Source organism: Streptomyces sp. SudanB5_2050, from assembly GCF_964272335.1.
Lineage (GTDB): Bacteria > Actinomycetota > Actinomycetes > Streptomycetales > Streptomycetaceae > Streptomyces > Streptomyces rochei.
This window is the reverse complement of the sequence record NZ_OZ186760.1, coordinates 439,224-456,185: the sequence shown is the minus strand read 5'-3', so window position 1 is coordinate 456,185 and position 16,962 is coordinate 439,224. Positions and strand designations below refer to the sequence as shown.

Genomic DNA, 16,962 nt, shown 5'->3' with positions numbered 1-16,962 from the left:
TCACCGTGCCGACTCCTTCTTCTCGTTCAGGACCGAGCGGGTGGCGAGTACGTGCTTGCACGGTCCGCGACCACCCCGGTACTTCGCCCACCACGGGCAGGTGCAGCTCATCCGCTCGCCGGCCTCGATGCGGACCAGATAGGCGTGCTCGTCCTTCCCCACCCACGCCAGCGCGCCGTCGACGCGGACCAGGCCCTGGGAGACCAGGGCCCTCGCCCCGCGCAGCCGCGGGTTGCGGGCCTCAGCGGCGCCCGCGGTGTAGGGCAGGTGCCGGTGGTAGTACGCCTCTTCCGCGAGGTCGTAGCCGATCTGCCCCGATGCCCCCAGCACCGTCAGGGCCGCGCGGACGCGTTCCGGCTCCAGACCGGACTGCGCGGACAGGTCGGCCACGTCGATCGTCGGCTCCCAGGCCAGCAGCTCGGCCACCCGGTCCGTGTCCCGCTCCGCCGGCCCGTCGGCGAGATCGTCGAGTACGCCGCCCTCGCCGGAGAAACCGCGTGAGGCGTGTGGGGAGAGCAGGAGCGTCAGACGCATGCCGGGCAGCGTGGCCTCCCACGCGACGGGCGCGGTCCGGTCCTGGTGGGCCCGGCCCCGCTCGTCATGGCTCCGCTCGGGCCGCGGGGCGTAGACCCGGACCGTCGACGCGTGTCGCAGTACATGCTGGAGGCTCAGCAGTCGCTCGCAGCCGGGCAGGCACACGGCACCGGGCGCGGGCCTGGTCGTCGGGCGCAGGGTGCGGCCCGAGGGAACCACCCAGCGTGTCGTGTGCGCGCCGGACCGCTGGGTCGGCCGCGGCAGCGACCGCAGGAGGGCGGCCGCCTCCGCGGCGGGTATCTCGGCCCTCGGGGCGAGGCCCGCCGCGATCACCTGGGCCTCCGCGAAGCCGCGCAGCCAGCGCTCCGGCAAGGGGACCTTCTTCTCCACGAACCGGCCGTCGAAGGTGGTGGCCTCCAGCCCCTCCGGCCCCACCCGCAGGTGCAGCGGGTCCAGACCACCGATCCTGGCGAGGGCCAGGCGCAGCGGCGTGTTGATGTCGACGTTGGTGGTGCCGTGGCCGACGTCGTCACCGTCGAGGCCGGCGGCGAGGACGTCGAGGCGCGCGTGGACACCGCAGCAGGCGGAGAAGGACTCCAGCCGCAACCGGTCGCCGCCGGCCGTGACGACCGGGTCCAGGAAGGCCGACGGCCGCGGCCGGTAGTAGCGGCTGGCGGCTACGTCGGCGACCGCGAGCAGTGCCGTCGCGGCGGCGGCCGGCGCCGTCAGGAACCCGTCGAAGAACCGGGGGTTGGCCGCCTCGCCGTCCGGCGTGGCACCCCCCGAGGTCTCCAGGGCGAGGGAGCGGCCGGCCGGGGTCTCGCGCACGGCGGACGCGTGCACGTAGGCGTAAGCCTGGGTCGTTGAACTCACGTGCGAAGCCTAGGGGTTGACGCTGACATCGCCCGCCGAGACACCGTCTGCGCTTCACCGAAGGTGCTCCGTCCTCGCCGGCGGATGGATACTGGTCATGAGCGTCGTCGCCGCCGGTCGGGACTTCGGTCGCGGGGTCGGTCGGAATTCGGCCGTGCGGCCGGCCGGCGAGTCGCGTGATCCTCGCGGTTCGGAGAGGGGAGCCGTACATGAGCACGGCGGAGGACCTGTTCATCACCGTCATGGACGGGGAGCGCCCCGTAGGGAGAGGCGACCTGTCCCTCGCTCTCGCCGGGGCCGAGTTGATCGATCTCGTCGGTGCGGGAGTGGTCACCGTGCGTGACGGCCGTCTCGTGCCGGGCGGACCTGCGGCGCTGGGTGACGGGCTCACGGGCGAGGCCGCGGCGGCGCTCACCCGGCAAGCACCCTATGAGTGGATCGAGGACTGGTTGTGGCGTCGGGGCAACGGCCTCTCGGACGCGTACCAGGCTGCCATGGAGGCGAGTGGTGAGCTGCGACCTCGACGCAGCGGTCGGTCGCCCTTCGGCGGCAGTCGACTGGAACCCGCCGATACCCCGGCGAGCCGTCGCGCGCGAGACCGCTGGAGCGAGAGGGAGCCCGTTCTCATCGCCCTCGCCACGGTCGTGGGGGCCGAGGACGAACCAGACGACCGAGACGAGGACGCCCCCGGCCTCGATGACGAGGCGGTGACGACCGTGGTGGCCGCCGTGCACGACGCGGTGATGGAGCTGGAGGCCGTGCGCCAGAGGCGCACCATCGAGAACGCGGCCTTCGCCAACCTCTGGCGCGGTCCGTGAGCCGCACCGGCAGCCCCCCCACCGACCCGCGCGCATCAGCGGAGCGCGCCGCGTGGATCTCCTCGGCCGGCGCCGGCTCACCGGAGCCCTCACGGCTACTCATCCGCACAGTGCCCTTCGCCATCGCCCGCAGTGCGTCCGGGTACCCGGGCCTGCGGGCCGCTGAGTGACTCAGGCCGCGCTCCTCGCCGCGTAGGCGGTCGGTGGGACGCCCACGGTGGTGGTGAAGTCACGGACCAGGTGGGCCTGGTCGGCATAGCCCAGCTCCGCGGCGATCCTCGCCCAGTCGGCCGCTCCGTCCGCCGCGGCCCGTTCCAGGGCGTCGAGTACCCGGTAGCGCAGGACGACCCATTTGGGACTGACCCCGACGTACGCCGCGAAGAGCCGCTGGAGTGCGCGGACCGAGAGGCCGCCCAGCTCCGCGAGACGGGCGGTGCGGCACACCGTGCGGTCGTGGCATGCCAGCTCGGCCAGCTTGACGGCGAGGGCGGCCTGCGGGTCGGGGCGCGGAGTCAGGGAGAGCAGCCAGGCGTCGACCGCGGCGGCGCGGTGGGCGTCGTCGCCCTCCTCGCCGAGGACGGCAAGCGCCTCGGTGAGCGCCGGCCCGGCGCCGGTGACCTCCTCCGCCGGAAGCCGGCGCCCGGTCCATTCCGCGACGGGCACCGTGGGCGCGAACGGCCGGAAGCCACCCGGCCGGAACTGCACCCCGGCCACCCGCCCCGTACCCTCCAGCCGCTCGGTGTGCACCCGCAGCCCGACCCCGGACACCTCGCACCGGGACCGCCCGCCGCGCCACTGCAGGACGGCGTTGACCGCCGGATGCGGCAGCACCCGCGCCTCGTACGGGGCGGGCAGGTCCCAGTCGATCAGCCAGTAGTGCTCGACGTACGGCCGAAGCGCGGGTGCCGGTGGCAGACGCCGGAAGGAGATGTGGCGCAGCAGCGCCGACGGTTCGAGGATGCCGCGGGTGTCACCACGGGGCGCGGTGCCGGAGGAGAGGCCGGGGCCGCCGGGGACAGGGGTGCGGGCGGCGTCGTCACCGGGCTGGCCCGGGCGGGGGGCGGCTGGGGGACTCACGGGGCCGATCTTAGGACCGGGCATCCCGGTCGATGTCGCGTTTCTTCAATACGACGCGCCGCCCCGTTCCTAGCCTCGAAGACATGACCACCACCTCACCTACCGCCGCTCACGTCCCCGTCGCCGTCCTTCTCGACGCCGCCGCCCGCCAGGCCGTCCCCGTGGTGCGCGGCATCGAGGACGACGCGCTCTCCGCGCCCACCCCGTGCGCCGACTACGACGTGCGGGCGCTGGTGGACCATCTGCACCACGTCGTCGTCCAGTTCCAGGAACTCGCCGCGAAGAAGGCGGCCGACTTCTCCACCACCCCGTCCGTCGTGCGTCCGGACACCGACTGGCGCGCCGCCTTCGTCCGGGAGGCCGATGCGCTGGTCGCGGCCTGGGCGGCACCCGGCGCGGAGGAGGGCACCACCGGGCAGATGGAGATGCCCGCCCGGACCGTCGCCCATATGGCGCTGCTCGACCTGACCGTCCATGCCTGGGACCTCGCCGTGGCCACCGGTCAGTCCTACGAGGCGGACCCCTCGGTCCTCACCGAACTGGTCGGCGCGGTGGAGGCGATGGCCCCGCAGGCCCGGGAGTACGGCGTCTTCGGAGCCGAGGTGCCGACGCCCCGGCACGCGACGGAACTGGAGCGGGTGCTCGCCCTGACGGGCCGGGACCCCCGGTGGAGGGCCTGAGCACCGGGACCCGGGCGGACCGGCTCCCATGTGCTGGGGGCCGGCCGCCGCGCCCGGGACGGAAGGTGCCGGTCGGCATGTCTCCTGACGGCAGGACGGGGCCCGTGCCGACGACGGCAGAACGGGGTCCGTGCCGGCGACGGCAGTGCGAGGGCCGTACCTACTCGCTCAGCCCCACGACGCCCCAGCCTCTGCGCGCCGCTTCGGTCAGGACACGGCCCCAGTCCTCCAGCAGGGTCCGGAAGGCCGGAAAGTCGCCGACCCATCCACCCGGAGCGGCGGCGTACGCGGCGAAGGGCTCACGTACCGTGCCGAGGTCGGCCCGCGCCCGCTCCCACACGGAGGCCAGCGCCCGGACGCTGTCCGGTGACCGCGCGAGCAGCACTCCGTAGGTCCGGGGACCGTCACCGGCGAGTGCGGATTCCACGTGCCGCGCCGCGCCGTCCGGACCGTCCCAGACGAGCCCGCTCAGCAAGGCGTCCACATCTTTGCGCAGCGCCGCCCCGACGTGGCCGCGCACGGCCTCCCACCGCTGTCCGGCCCAGAAGTGCGGCTTGAACGAACCGCAGGTGTCCCGAAACTCGTACACCGCGAAGACGGAAGCGCCGGGCCCCTGCGGCCGACACCAGTCGCCTTCGACCGCCGAGGCATCGTGGTCCCACAGACCCGTCTCGTCGTCGTACCAGGCGGCCCTCAACCGCGGCAACCGCTCCCGGGGCGGGAACTGCTCCAGCCACGCGCAGTCGGTGATCAGCACCGTGATGTCCAACCCCATGGCCGCGAGCGTACCGACCGGTCGGCGACACCTCGGATGTGAGGCCCGGTCAAGCTTCGGTCCGCTTCTGCAGGCGGCTGCCGCGCGGAAGGGTGACGGACATGATGTCGCTGGGGCCGTCCAGGGCGATGCGGTGCCATCGCCCGCGCGGAACGATCGTCGCCGTGCCGGCCGCCAGCCTGACCTCCCCTTCCTCCGCGCCCGGCTGCTCCGGGCGGAAGTAGAGACGTATTCCGCCGGCCAGACAGGACACGAGTTCGTCCGCCTCGGTGTGGATCTCCCAGTGGTCGCCGTGGACGTCGGCGTCGGTCTCCACATGGAAGGTCATCAACTGCCAGTCGTCCCGCACCCCATCAACCCGGTCTCCGTGGGGCCGCTGTCGAAGACGCGCGACCGATCGAGGGCAGCCGGTGGGCGTGTTGTGCGCACACAGCCGCGCGTTTTCTCGAGGAGGGCGCGCTCGGTTTCCGACGCCGGCCTCGTCGGCTCGGGGGAGTCCCTGAGGTCCGTCTCGGGGACGAATGAGGGGTCGGCCAGGGGCTTGCCCCGATGCCCGGCCTCCTGACCGGCCAAGATCCTTGGGACATGTCCCGGACGAAACGCGTACTCCTCATCTCCGGCTCGGTCCTCACCGCGCTGGCCCTCCTTGTCGGCGGGGCCTTCCTCTGGCTGTGGACGAGCGCCGACGTGACCACCGTCGGTAAGGAGTCCTTCGACAACGAGCTCGCGATACCGCCTCTCGCCGAGTCGCGCGTCGACAAGGACGGGACACGCGTCTTCGACCTGCGCATGCGTCCGGGGCGCAAGGAGTTCGTGGACGGGCGTACGACCGACACCTGGGGCTTCAACGGCGACCATCTGGGACCGACCCTGCGCGCGCAGCGCGGCGAGAAGGTCCGTGTACGGGTCCACAACGGCCTCGACGAAGCGTCCACCGTGCACTGGCACGGCATGCACCTGCCCGCGAAGATGGACGGCGGCCCGCACCAGATGGTGGCCGCGGGCGCCACCTGGTCCCCGCACTGGACGGTCGACCAGCCGGCCGCCACCCTCTGGTACCACCCGCATCCCCACGGCGCGACGGAGAAGCACGTCCAGCGCGGGCTGGCCGGCATGTTCATCCTCGACGACCCCGCGTCCGACCGACTCGCGCTGCCGACGCGCTACGGGATCGACGACATACCCCTGATCGTGCAGGACGTCTCCTTCGACGGAGCCGCTTTCGACCACGGTCGCGGCCCGATGCAGAACGTCGGTTTCCTCGGCGAGCGGACCATGGTCAACGGCACGCTCAGCCCGTACCGGAAGGTCGCCGACGAACGGGTACGCCTGCGCCTGCTGAACGCCTCGACGGCCCGCACCTACGCCTTCGGGTTCTCCGACGACCGCGCCTTCGACCTGGTGGGTACCGACGGCGGCCTCCTGGAGCGGCCCGCCGCGATCGAACGGCTCCAACTCTCGCCCGGGGAGCGGGCCGAGATCGTCGTGACGATGCGCCCCGGCGAGCGGACCGTCCTGCGCAGCTACCCCCAGGACAACTACGGTGATGCCTGGCAGCGGCGGTTCAACGGCGGTGACGACTCTTTCGACGTACTGCAACTGCGCGCCGCCGACCGCCTGCGCCCCTCGCCCGGGACACCCGCCGAACTGGGCACACCGGAGGTGCCGGACGGCACCGAGGCCGTGAAGACCCGCCACTTCGACCTCAAGCGCTCGGGGATCAACGGCCGAGCCATGGCCATGGACCGGGTGGACGAGACCGTCACCCGGGGGACGACCGAGATCTGGACGGTGCGCAACACGAACGGCATGCCGCACAACTTCCACGTCCACGACGTCCAGTTCCGCGTGCTGGAGGTGAACGGCGAAGCACCGTCGGGAACGCTGCGCGGCCCCAAGGACACGGTCTTCGTGCCGAACGGCACCACGATGAAGCTGGCCCTGCACTTCGACGGCCCGGCCGACCCGAACACGCCGTACATGTACCACTGCCACCTGCTCTACCACGAGGACCAGGGAATGATGGGGCAGTTCGTGGTCGTCGAGAACGGCCGACAGGCGGGCGGGCCCGGCCGGCACCAACACCAGCATCAGCACTGACCGGCATCGGCGGGGGTGTCGCGGTTCTCCGGATTCCCCCAGTGAGGCGCGGGCAGTTCGACGGACGTGCTGGTGAACCCCGGTACCGCCCGTGGACCGCATCGAGTGGTTTACGCCTCCCGTCCGTGTGAGGGCACCGCCACCGCGCCGCTCCCGCATCAAGGGTGGGACGCGATGAACACTCAGAACGCGAACACCTCAGGTACCAGCACGTCGTCCGGAACGCAGGTCCCCGCGGCCGTGGCGGAGCAGTCCGCCCCGGGTGCTCAGGGCGCACCGACCCGGCCGCCGGCACCCCGTCGCACCACGCCCTCGCGGCGCTCCGTGGTCACGGCGACCGGAGCCTCCGCACTCGCGGTCGGGCTCGCCACCGCCTCCGTCACGCCCGCGACGGCGCTCACCCCGGCGACCACGCCCGCGGTCACGCCGGCCGCCGCACCGCCCGGCACCGACCCCGAGGCGTACCGGACGGTCGCCCGCGCGGTCGTCGTCCACGACGAGAACGACAAACCCCTGGTCCCGGCCTACGTGAAGGCGGTCAACGACGGCCTGCCCGCCAGCCGGGGGAAGGCCACCAAGCGGGTCCTGGTAGTCGGGGCCGGTCCGGCCGGACTGCTCGCCGCCGACCTGCTCAACCGGGCGGGCCACGACATCGTCGTGATCGAGGCCAACGGGAACCGGGTCGGCGGACGCATCAAGACCTTCCGCAAGGGCGGTCACGAGAAGGGCAGGCAACCCTTCGCCGACCCCCGGCAGTACGCGGAGGGCGGAGCCATGCGGCTGCCGGAGAGCCACCCGCTCCTCATGGCCCTGCTCGAGAAGTTCGACCTCCCCCGCCAGGAGTTCTACCTGGTCGACGTCGACCCCGACGACCCGGCGAAGAAGACCAACCGCACCTGGATCCACGTCAACGGCGTCCACGAGCGCCGGGCCGACTACGAGAAGAACCCGGAACGGATCAACGACACCTTCGGGGTCACCGGCGCCAACCGCGGGAAGACCGCCGCCGCCATCCTCGCCGACGCCCTCGAACCCGTACACCGGCTGATCCGGGGCAAGGAGGGGACCGCTCTCGTCGACGGGTGGGCCGAGGTCCTCAAGAAGTACGGCCACTGGTCCATGTACCGCTACCTCACCGAAGCCGCCGGCCTCGACACGCGGACCATCGACCTGATCGGAACCATCCAGAACCTGACCTCGCGGCTGCACCTGTCGTTCCTGCACAGCTTCCTGTCCAGCGCGCTCATCGACCCCAGGACCAGGTTCTGGGAGATCAAGGGCGGCACCGCGCTGCTCGCCGACGCGATGTACGCGCCGGTGAAGGGGAAGGTGCGGCTCGACCGCCGCGCCGTTCGCATCGAACGCACCGGCGGCAAGGTCCGCGTGCACACCGTCTCGGAGGACTGCCAGACGGGCAAGGGAGGCACCACAGAGGTCTTCGAAGGAGACGAGGCGATCATCACCGTGCCCTTCTCCGGGCTGCGGCACGTCGCCTTCGACCCCCCGCTGTCCTACGGCAAGCGCCGGGCCGTCACGGAGCTGCACTACGACGCCGCGACCAAGGTGCTGCTGGAGTTCTCCCGCCGCTGGTGGGAGCTGACCGAGGAGCAGTGGAAGCAGGCGCTCGACACCATCGAGGACGGCCTGTACGAGAAGTACCGGGCGGGCAAGGTCACGGACGCCAGGTACCTCGGCGCGCACAAGTCCGTGAAGGCCCTCGGCGTGACCGTCCCCGATGCCTACAAGCACTGCTTCACCGCCTTCCGGCCCGCCGGGGACGGCGAGGTCGAGGCCGCGCACGTCCGCGGCGGCGGATCCGTCAGCGACAACGCCAACCGCTTCATGTACTTCGAGCACGCCCACCCCATGGAGGGCAGCGACGGCGGCATCGTGCTGGCCTCCTACAGCTGGTCCGACGACGCCCTCAAGTGGGACGCCTACGCCGACGAAGAGCGCTGTCTGCGTGCCCTCGCCGGAGTGCAGGCCGTCTTCGGCCGCCGCTGCGAGGTCTTCTTCACGACCAAGTGCCAGACGCAGTCGTGGATGCGCGACCACTACGCCTACGGAGAGGCGTCCGTGCTCTTCCCCGGCCAGCACACGGAGCTGTTCCCGGACATCCCCACCTCGGAAGGGCCGCTGCACTTCGCGGGGGACCACACCTCGATCAAACCCGCCTGGATCGAGGGCGCCCTCGAATCGGCCGTCCGAACGGCCCTGAAGGTACACACGGGCTGACCCTGCCCGCCCGCCCGGGGGCCCTCGCCACCCGCCCCCGGGACGGCCGTCTCACCAGGGTCGGATCGGACGGACGCCCGTGCGTCGCCCCGCACCGTCCAGCAGATGCCCCATCCGTTTCACGGTGCGCGTGCCGAGGACGCGCTCGGTGATGTGGAGCGCGGGCAGGTGGGCGCAGGCCGCCGTTTCGCGTTGCTGGACCGCGCCGATGTCGCGGAGCCAGTAGGTGGCGAGCACGTTGGCGGCTCCGGTGACGGCCGCCAGCAGCCGGCACTCGGTCAAGGTCGCGAGGGTGCGGTGCAGGCGGTTGACGTCATGGGCCGGGGCGTGGCCGCGGAAGGTGACGGACACGGGCAACCCCGAGACCGCCGGGGCCACGTCGCAGCGGAACGCCACGACGCCACCGGTGGTGAGGCGGTGCAGTCGTCTGCGCGCGGTGGCGGCGCTCGTGCCGGTGAGGTCGGCCAGCTCGGTGAGCCGTGTCCGCCCGTCCCGTACCAGCGCGTCGAGCAGGGCGCGGTCGAGCGCGCTCAGGTCGGCGAGGGGTGTGCCCGCCGCGTCGCAGGCGCGCGGCCGGCCGAGCACGGAGAGCTGGGAGGCGTCGAGCGAGCCGAGACGCCACCGTGAACCCTCGGCGTACAGGGACGTGGCGAACACGCACTCCACGTCGAGGACGTCGGGAAGAGCGGCCAGTTCCTCGTCGACGAAGCGGTGCACCGTCCCCGGGTCGGACGCCAGCACGTCCAGCATGAGGTCGGCGCGCCCGGGAGCGAGCAGTTCGACCGTCACCGCCTCCGGCAGTTCCGCGACGCGCGCGGCCAGTCGCTCCCGGGCCGCCGGGGCACAGCGGAGGAAGACGAAGGCGGTGCAGCCGCCGTGGGCGAAGGCGGGTCCGGGGACCGCCGACACCCAGGCCAGTCCCTCCTCGGTGAGCCGCTCCCAGCGGCGGGCCAGGGTCACGGCGGTCGCGCCGAGCAGGGGAGCCAGGTCGCTCCAGGAGGCGCGGGGCCGGACCTGGAGGGCGTGCACGAGGGCGAGATCCAACTCGCTCACCGTGACCGGATCCAACACCGCGCCCCCGCTCTCTGCCGGTTCTCTTCGTTTTCCCGCCCACTTCGATCGGCGGTCGCACTCTAGCCACCAGCCGTATTTCAGCCAAGGAGAAGAGGGTGAGGCCATGACGAACGCCATCAGCCGGGGTCGGGGACTGATCGCGGTGATGATCCTCATCGTGGTCTGCAGTGGTGTCGTCCAGGGGTATCTCACACCGCTGCTGCCGGTCGTCGGCGCCCACGTGGGTCTCGGCGGGGTGGGCCAGAACAACCTGTATCTGCTGTCGCAGATCGCCTTCACCGTACTGACCCCGCTGCTGTCGCGCTGGGGTGACATGTGGGGGCACCGGCGGCTGCTGCTCGTCGCCGTGACGATGGTCGCCGCGGGCTCGCTGCTCATCGCGGCCCGGCCGACCGCTGCCACGCTGGCGGTCGGCATGGTGCTGCAGAGCGCCGTCGTCGGCTTCTTCCCGCTGCTCGCCGGCATCCTGCGCTCACGTTCACCCGAACACGGCCGGATCGGCATGTCGGTGCTGGTCGGCGCGCTGCTCCTGTCCATCGGGACCGGTGGCTTCGTGGCCGGCACGCTCAGCGACCAGCACGCCCTCGCCGGGCTGTGGACCGCGGTGCCCTTCGGCGCCCTGGCGGTGGCCGCCGCGATCGCCTTGCCGGCCAGTACGGCCCCGCGCGCCGGCCGTTTCAACCTGGCCGCCGCACTGCTGCTGACGTGCGGGCTCGGCGTGCTGATGCTGGGCCTGACCGAGGGCGATTCCTGGGGCTGGACATCGGCCCCGTCCCTGCTGGCGGCGGTGGCGGCGGTGGTGCTGCTGGCCGCCTGGGCACTGGTGGAGCAGCGCTCGTCGCATCCGCTGGTCGACCTGAGGATGCTGCGTGACCCCCGGCTCGCGGCGGTCAGCGCGCACACTTTCTGCGTCGCCTTCGGCGCGATCGGGTTCCTCGGTGCCAACGCGGTCTACCTCGGCACCGAGCCGGACGGCGACGGGTTCGGGCTCGGCCTCGGCGCACAGGCCATCTCCCTGGTGTCCCTGGCCATGGTCGCCGTCGGCTTCGTCGGCTCCACGATGACGCCCTGGCTGGCCCGGCTGATCGGCGACCGGGCCGTGCTCGCGGCCGGCGGGTGCGCGGGTGCGGCCGGTTTCCTGAGCCTCGTCCTCTTCCACTCCTCCGTGCCCCAGTACCTGGCGGGCGCCCTCGTCGTCGGCCTGGCCACCGGGATGTTCGAAGCGGCCACCCGGACCCTGTCGGTCGAGGTGGTCGACGAGGCCGACACCGCCTTGTCCGTCGGAGTCAACGAGATGGCGCTCTCCCTCGGTGCCGCGATCGGCGCCGCCGTGATCGGCGCCCTGTGGTCCTCCCACACCACCGCCCAAGGTGCCGTCACCGGCACGGGTTACCAGTGGGCGTGGGCCGCGTGCGCGGCGGTCGCTCTCGGCGGAGCCGCGGTCGCCCTCTTCTTCCGCTCGCCGTCCGCCGCCCCCGAAGCGGCCCTCGACCCCGCCGGGAGGACCGCGTGATCAGCCCCGCCTCGCCCACCAGGGACTGGGCCCGCACCGTCGCCACCGACGCCGTACGCGCCCAGGCACACCACCTCGTCGCACTGAGCCACAGCCTGCACGCCGAACCGGAGACGGCGATGCGCGAACACGAGTCGGCCGCGAAGATCGCCCTGCTCGCCGAGGAGGCCGGCTTCGACGTCACCCGCGGGGTCGCCGACCTGCCGACCGCCTTCGTCGCCACCCGCGGTGACGGGGAACTCGTGGTGGCCCTGTGCGCCGAGTACGACGCGCTGCCCGGCATCGGACACGCCTGCGGACACAACGTCAACGGCGCCGCCTCGGTCGGCGCCGCCCTCGGCCTCGCCGCCGTCGCCGAGCGACTCGGCATCACCGTCAAGCTCGTCGGCACCCCCGCCGAGGAGGACATCGGCGGCAAGGCGCTGCTGCTGGACGCCGGCGTCTTCGACGACGTGGCCGCCGCCTTCATGGTCCACGCCGCGCCGGAGGACTCCGTCGGCGCCTCCTCCCTGGCCGTAGGAGCCTGGGACGTCTCCTACACGGGCAGGCCGGCGCACGCCGCACTGGCGCCCTGGGAAGGAGTCAACGCCCTGGACGCGATCACCTTGGCCCACACCGCGGTCGGGCTGCTGCGCCAGCAACTCCCCCCGGGCACCCTGGTCCACGACGTCGTCTTCGAGGCCGGACACGCGGTCAACGTCATCCCCGCGACCGCCCGAGCCCGCTACGAACTGCGCGCCCGCACCACGGAGGACCTGGCCCGCGCCCGCCGCCGGGTCAGGGCGTGCCTGGAGGCGGCGGCCCTGGCCACCGGAGCGGAGCTGGATCTCACCGAGCACGGTGCCGACTTCGCGGACCTGCGCCAGGACGAGTTCCTGACCGCCGCCTACACTCGCGCCGCACGCTCGCTGGGCCGCGACCCCGTGGACCGCCGAGGCGAGGTCATGGCCTCCACCGACATGGGCAACGTCTCCCACGTCCTGCCCGCACTCCATCCCACCATCGGCTACGACACCGAGGGCGCCCGGCACCACACCGCGCCCTTCGCCCGGTACGGGAACTCGCCGGGGGCCGATCGCGCCGTGGTCGACGGGGCGATCGCCCTCGCCCACGTCGGCGTCGAGTTGGCCACGGACCCGGCACAGCGCAGACGCTGTCTGGACCTGCTCGCCGCCCGCCGGCCGGTGAACGGCGGCTCCTCCCGTGGGTGACCGGCTGCGCCCCCGGCGGTGACGTTCCGAGGGACGACGGCTCCGGGGCGAACCGAGTCCGGGCACGCCCCTTGGCGACGTCGCGCCCCGCCGTCGGCGAACAGGACCGGGGACCGGGGAACCCGGCAGATCACGGGGGAGTCGGGGTCTTTCGGTGGGACGCCGAGGGCGTGGCCTCGGCCAGCGGCTTCCCGGGGTAGGCGCGGAGCACGAGGGACGTGGTGACGGGGCCGTAACGGGCCAGCGCGTCCACGACTTCCTCGAGTCGCCCGGCCTGCGGGCAGTGGACGTCGAAGATGAGGCAGTCTTCCCCGGTGACCCTGAGGGTGGAGGTGATCTCGGAGGTCCGGGAGGCGAAGTCCAGGGCGCGTGCGAGGTGGGCGTGCGTGGTGCGCAGCCGGACGACCGCGTGAATGTTCAGCCCGAGGGCTGCCGGGTCGACCACGGCCCGGTAGCCGGTGATGACGCCGTTCTTCTCGAGCCGTTGGATGCGCGCACTGGCCGCGGGCTGCGAAAGACCGACGCGGCGCCCCACCTCCGCGCCGGACAATCGGCCGTCGCGCTGGAGCAGAGCGAGGATGTCTCGGTCTATCTGGTCGAGTGCTGTCTGGTCGAGTGATTCCATTGTCGTCCGCACCGTCTTCTTTGAGATCACTTGCGTCACCACCACGGTCCTGACACATCCCGCAGAATCTGCGCCAGGCGCTCCCGTGAACGGAGGGAGCGAAGGGCGACGAGTGGAACGGTGGTGGGCAGTGACGGCGTACGTCATCATCCCCGGAATCGACGGCTCGGACGGGCAGCACTGGCAGACCTTGTGGGAACGGCAGTGGGGCACCTCGGCGGTGAGGATCCGCCCGGCCTCGTGGTCCGCCCCCGATCTGGACGACTGGGTCGACGCCGTGCAGGCGGCCTACGACGACGCTTCCCGGCGGGAAGACCAAGTGGTGTTGGTGGCCCACAGCCTGGGCTGCTGGGCCGCGTCCGCCTGGCTGAACAAGAACCCCGCGAGCCCGACGGGCGGCGCGTTCCTGGTCGCACCGCCCGACCCGCACGGGCCGGCCTTCCCACGCCGGGCGGCCGCGACGTTCCTCGAGGTGTCGGCCCAGCCGTTGCCGTGCCCGGCCCTGGTGGTGGGCAGTGCCGATGACCCCTACTGCACGCCCGAGGCAGCCGCCGGCTTCGCGGCGCGCTGGGAAGCGCGGTGGCATCCGGCGGGCGCGCTCGGACACATCAACTCCGCCGGCGGCCTGGGCTCGTGGGAACAGGGCCGCGCGCTCCTGGACTCATTGACCCGGCCCTGATCAGCCACCGCCTGGACGCGTCGCCACCACCGCGGCTCGCGGCTCCCGTCCGAGGGCGGGACACGCCCCTGCCTGGGCGCGGACACGCTCAGGGCGCTTCGAGGGCGGCCTGCACCGCGTCTTCTGTGGGTTCCATGACGACCGCCGGACCGGGAGTGCGCTGACGCCGTGAGGCGCTAGACGGCTTGCTTCGACTCCAGCCGTCCCAGCGGATGGGTGTCACCGGCGAGGGCGGCTCGCGCCGTCTCCCAGTCGGTGTCGTCGACGCCGGTGACATGGCGGAGGTAGGCGAGCGTGACCTGCTGGACGAGGGCGACGCGCTCGGGGTTCTCGTCGGTGGTCTCGGCCGCTTCGTAGCCGGCGATGCCGCCGAGGGAGTGCTGCCCGCCGTAGACCGTCAGCAGGCTCTTGTCGCCGCGGGCGAGGGTGTAGGGGTCGGTCGTCCAGGAAGGCCCCCGGGTCGAGAGGGGGAGTTCGTCCTGGTCACCGGCGACGACGAGCCCGGGTGCGGTGATGTGGGAGAAGTCCTGCTCGCGCAGCCAGGGCGCGTTCTCCAGGGCGAACGGCGTCAGATCTTCGCCTCCCTCGCCGGCCGTGGCCAGCTGGACGCTGGCCATGACCCGGGGGTCGGACAGATCCTCCGCGGTCCCGGTCAGGGTGTCCTTGACGCGCAGACCCACGAGGATCCCCGCGGTCTGGCCGCCGAAGGAGTGTCCGGCCGCGACGACGCGGCCTCGGTCCACGCGGCCGGCCAGACCGGGTACGGACGACTCCAGGATGTCCAGCGAGTCGAGGATCGTCTTCATGTCCCGCACCCGGTGGTGCCAGAGCTGAGACCTGCGGGGGTCGTCCGCGGCGAGGCCCAGACGCCGGGAGTCGAGGTGGGTCGCCTGGAGCACCACGAAGCCGTGGGAGGCCCAGTGGTCGATCAGGGGCGCGTAGCCGTCCAGGTGCGAGCCGAAACCGTGCGCGAACAGCACGATCGGCAGCTCGGCACCGGTGACCGGCGCGGAGACGCGGACGTGCAGGTCGTCGCCGCGGTGCGGGGCGGGCAGCACCACCGGTCGGACGGACACGGACGGGGTGGGCGCGGGACCGGTGAGGCCGGTCGCCGGGTAGGCGGTCATCACGTGGCTTCTTCCTCGGAGAGGGCCCCGGCGAGCGGTACGCCGGGCCTGCGCCGGTTACGCTAGAACCTGACGTTGACGTCAGAGGCAAGTCACAGACCGGCCGCCGCACAGGAGGGGCCATGCGCATCGGAGAGCTGGCCGCCCGCACCGGCGTGAGCGTCCGCGCCCTGCGGTACTACGAGGAGCAGGACCTGCTCGCGGCAGAACGCAGCCCCAGCGGCCAACGCCGCTACCCCGAGAGCGCGGTCGACCGGGTCGTGCTGATCCAGCAGCTCTACGCCGCCGGACTGTCCAGTAGGACCATCGCCGAGCTGCTGCCGTGTGTCGTCGACGGCCGGGCCACCCCCGCCCTCATCGAACGGCTGGCGGCGGAGCGCGAGCAGGTCGACCGGCGCATCACCGACCTCCTGCACGCCCGGGACCGGCTCGACTCGGTCCTCACCGCGGCCACCGCCAACCTGCGCACCGGCGCCGCGTGCCGCCGGGAGGCCGCCCCACGGGCCCGCTGAGGCCCGCCCGGGTCCCTTTGCTGACGACAACCCCCTAGGTCACGCGCCCGGTCCGGGGTCCGGCTCCACCGGCGTACGGATGCCCGCCCGGGCCGCCTCCAACTGGGCCGCGAACGCGATGCCGAGGAAGAGCGCCACGGCGGTCAGGTTGGCCCACAGCAGCAGGGCGATGAAGGCCGTCAGCGGACCGTACACGGCGCCGAAGGCCCCGCTCCGTCCGACGTACAGCGCGAGCAGCCAGGTCGCCGAGATCCACAGCACCAGATGGACCGCCGAGCCGAAGGCCAGCCAGGTGTAGCCGGGCTGGTCGCGGCGGGGGGACCAGCGCAGGATCACCGCCGACGCGACCCAGGCCAGCAGCAGTCCGGCCGGTACGTCCAGCACGGCCCACCACGCGGCCCCGTCCGCCCCGTGGCCGAGGGTGCGGGCCACGGCGTCGCCGACCGTCTCACCCGCGACGAGCACCAGGAACCCCAGGACCATCGGCAGGCCGGCCGTGAAGGCGAGTGCCAGGGCCCGGCCGTACTTGCGGACGAAGGGACGGTCGCGCTCGATGCCGTAGATGCGGTTGGCGCCCCGCTCGATCTGCGCCATGGCCGAGGCGAGGTTCAGCACGGCGAACCCGAGGCCCAGCCAGAGCGCGACCGTGCCCCACACGTCGCTGCCGGCGCTGCGCCGGGTGCCCTCGAAGGCCTTCTCGACGACGTCCGCGCTGGCGCCCGGCACGATCCGGCCGAGGGTCAGCTCGACGACCCGGCCCACACTCTCCGTGTGCACCGACGTGGCGAGCCCCACGAGCACGACGGTGAAGGGGACCAGGCCGAGCACCACCTGGAAGGCGAGGGCCCGGGCGTTGGTGAAGCCGTCCGCGTAGCGGAACCGGGTGAAGGAGTCGACCAGCAGCCTGAGGCCCCCGTACCGACGCAGGGCGGTGAGGGCTTCGTCGCCGGAGAGTTCGTCTCCGAGCATGTCCCGGGTCTGCGGAACGTGAACGGCGGTTCCCACGATGCGGCTGCTCCTCGTGTCGGGGCGGGCGAGGACGTCGTCCTCCACCCGTGCGCATGCCCCGTGAACGAGACCGCAGCGCGCAGGAGACGGGGCTCAGGCACTTTCGGCGACGCACCGGCCG

16 protein-coding genes are annotated in these 16,962 nt (G+C 72.6%); 8 read left to right on the top strand and 8 right to left on the bottom strand.

Features of this window, described 5'->3' with window-relative positions; genetic code table 11:
• Positions 1-1,407, bottom strand: a complete 1,407-nt coding sequence (locus tag ACFZP7_RS01590; protein ID WP_385633624.1) for an SWIM zinc finger family protein — start codon at positions 1,405-1,407, stop codon at positions 1-3.
• 209 nt (positions 1,408-1,616) lie between these two features.
• Between ACFZP7_RS01590 and ACFZP7_RS01585 the strand changes: the two genes are divergently transcribed.
• Complete coding sequence (locus tag ACFZP7_RS01585; RefSeq protein WP_385633623.1) at positions 1,617-2,225, top strand: GPP34 family phosphoprotein; 609 nt, start codon at positions 1,617-1,619, stop codon at positions 2,223-2,225.
• A gap of 171 nt (positions 2,226-2,396) precedes the next feature.
• Here the strand turns inward: ACFZP7_RS01585 and ACFZP7_RS01580 are convergent, their stop codons facing one another.
• Entirely contained in the window at positions 2,397-3,302 is a 906-nt protein-coding gene (locus ACFZP7_RS01580) for a DUF6597 domain-containing transcriptional factor (RefSeq protein ID WP_030970065.1), read from the bottom strand.
• An 83-nt stretch (positions 3,303-3,385) separates the two neighbouring features.
• Between ACFZP7_RS01580 and ACFZP7_RS01575 the strand changes: the two genes are divergently transcribed.
• Complete coding sequence (locus ACFZP7_RS01575) at positions 3,386-3,982, top strand: TIGR03086 family metal-binding protein (RefSeq protein WP_385633622.1); 597 nt, start codon at positions 3,386-3,388, stop codon at positions 3,980-3,982.
• A gap of 160 nt (positions 3,983-4,142) precedes the next feature.
• Here the strand turns inward: ACFZP7_RS01575 and ACFZP7_RS01570 are convergent, their stop codons facing one another.
• Positions 4,143-4,757 carry a hypothetical protein gene (locus ACFZP7_RS01570; RefSeq protein WP_385633621.1) on the bottom strand — a complete coding sequence of 205 codons (615 nt, stop codon included), beginning with the start codon at positions 4,755-4,757 and terminating at the stop codon, positions 4,143-4,145.
• A gap of 49 nt (positions 4,758-4,806) precedes the next feature.
• Positions 4,807-5,190, bottom strand: coding sequence for a cupin (locus ACFZP7_RS01565; RefSeq protein ID WP_385638296.1), 384 nt, complete (start codon positions 5,188-5,190; stop codon positions 4,807-4,809).
• A gap of 152 nt (positions 5,191-5,342) precedes the next feature.
• Between ACFZP7_RS01565 and ACFZP7_RS01560 the strand changes: the two genes are divergently transcribed.
• Together ACFZP7_RS01560 and ACFZP7_RS01555 are read left to right on the top strand one after the other, a co-directional pair.
• Complete coding sequence (locus tag ACFZP7_RS01560; protein WP_385633620.1) at positions 5,343-6,857, top strand: multicopper oxidase family protein; 1,515 nt, start codon at positions 5,343-5,345, stop codon at positions 6,855-6,857.
• Positions 6,858-7,031: 174 nt separating this feature from the next.
• Positions 7,032-9,092, top strand: a complete 2,061-nt coding sequence (locus ACFZP7_RS01555; RefSeq protein ID WP_385633619.1) for a flavin monoamine oxidase family protein — start codon at positions 7,032-7,034, stop codon at positions 9,090-9,092.
• A gap of 51 nt (positions 9,093-9,143) precedes the next feature.
• On the opposite strand, the gene ACFZP7_RS01550 is transcribed toward ACFZP7_RS01555, so the two are convergent.
• Positions 9,144-10,145: an Lrp/AsnC family transcriptional regulator gene (locus ACFZP7_RS01550; RefSeq protein ID WP_385633618.1), complete on the bottom strand. Its 1,002-nt coding sequence runs from the start codon at positions 10,143-10,145 to the stop codon at positions 9,144-9,146.
• A gap of 124 nt (positions 10,146-10,269) precedes the next feature.
• Here ACFZP7_RS01550 and ACFZP7_RS01545 point away from each other — a divergent pair, with 124 nt between their 5' ends.
• Together ACFZP7_RS01545 and ACFZP7_RS01540 are read left to right on the top strand one after the other, a co-directional pair.
• Positions 10,270-11,679: an MFS transporter gene (locus ACFZP7_RS01545; RefSeq protein WP_127441812.1), complete on the top strand. Its 1,410-nt coding sequence runs from the start codon at positions 10,270-10,272 to the stop codon at positions 11,677-11,679.
• Positions 11,676-12,890 carry an amidohydrolase gene (locus ACFZP7_RS01540; RefSeq protein ID WP_385633617.1) on the top strand — a complete coding sequence of 405 codons (1,215 nt, stop codon included), beginning with the start codon at positions 11,676-11,678 and terminating at the stop codon, positions 12,888-12,890. The genes ACFZP7_RS01545 and ACFZP7_RS01540 overlap by 4 nt, the downstream gene beginning before the upstream one ends.
• A 130-nt stretch (positions 12,891-13,020) precedes the next feature.
• Here ACFZP7_RS01540 and ACFZP7_RS01535 read toward each other — a convergent pair whose 3' ends face one another.
• The gene (locus tag ACFZP7_RS01535; RefSeq protein ID WP_385633616.1) at positions 13,021-13,515 is read right to left on the bottom strand and encodes an Lrp/AsnC family transcriptional regulator; all 495 of its coding nucleotides are present in this window, start codon (positions 13,513-13,515) and stop codon (positions 13,021-13,023) included.
• A 130-nt stretch (positions 13,516-13,645) separates the two neighbouring features.
• Here ACFZP7_RS01535 and ACFZP7_RS01530 point away from each other — a divergent pair, with 130 nt between their 5' ends.
• Positions 13,646-14,194, top strand: coding sequence for an RBBP9/YdeN family alpha/beta hydrolase (locus ACFZP7_RS01530; RefSeq protein ID WP_385633615.1), 549 nt, complete (start codon positions 13,646-13,648; stop codon positions 14,192-14,194).
• A gap of 176 nt (positions 14,195-14,370) precedes the next feature.
• Here ACFZP7_RS01530 and ACFZP7_RS01525 read toward each other — a convergent pair whose 3' ends face one another.
• A complete protein-coding gene (locus ACFZP7_RS01525; RefSeq protein WP_385633614.1) occupies positions 14,371-15,321 on the bottom strand; it encodes an alpha/beta hydrolase family protein in 951 nt (316 codons plus the stop codon).
• A 122-nt stretch (positions 15,322-15,443) separates the two neighbouring features.
• On the opposite strand from ACFZP7_RS01525, the gene ACFZP7_RS01520 reads away from it, so the two are divergent.
• Positions 15,444-15,833: a MerR family transcriptional regulator gene (locus tag ACFZP7_RS01520; RefSeq protein WP_127439407.1), complete on the top strand. Its 390-nt coding sequence runs from the start codon at positions 15,444-15,446 to the stop codon at positions 15,831-15,833.
• Positions 15,834-15,872: 39 nt separating this feature from the next.
• Here the strand turns inward: ACFZP7_RS01520 and ACFZP7_RS01515 are convergent, their stop codons facing one another.
• Entirely contained in the window at positions 15,873-16,838 is a 966-nt protein-coding gene (locus ACFZP7_RS01515) for a YihY/virulence factor BrkB family protein (protein ID WP_385633613.1), read from the bottom strand.
• Positions 16,839-16,962 lie beyond the last annotated feature (124 nt).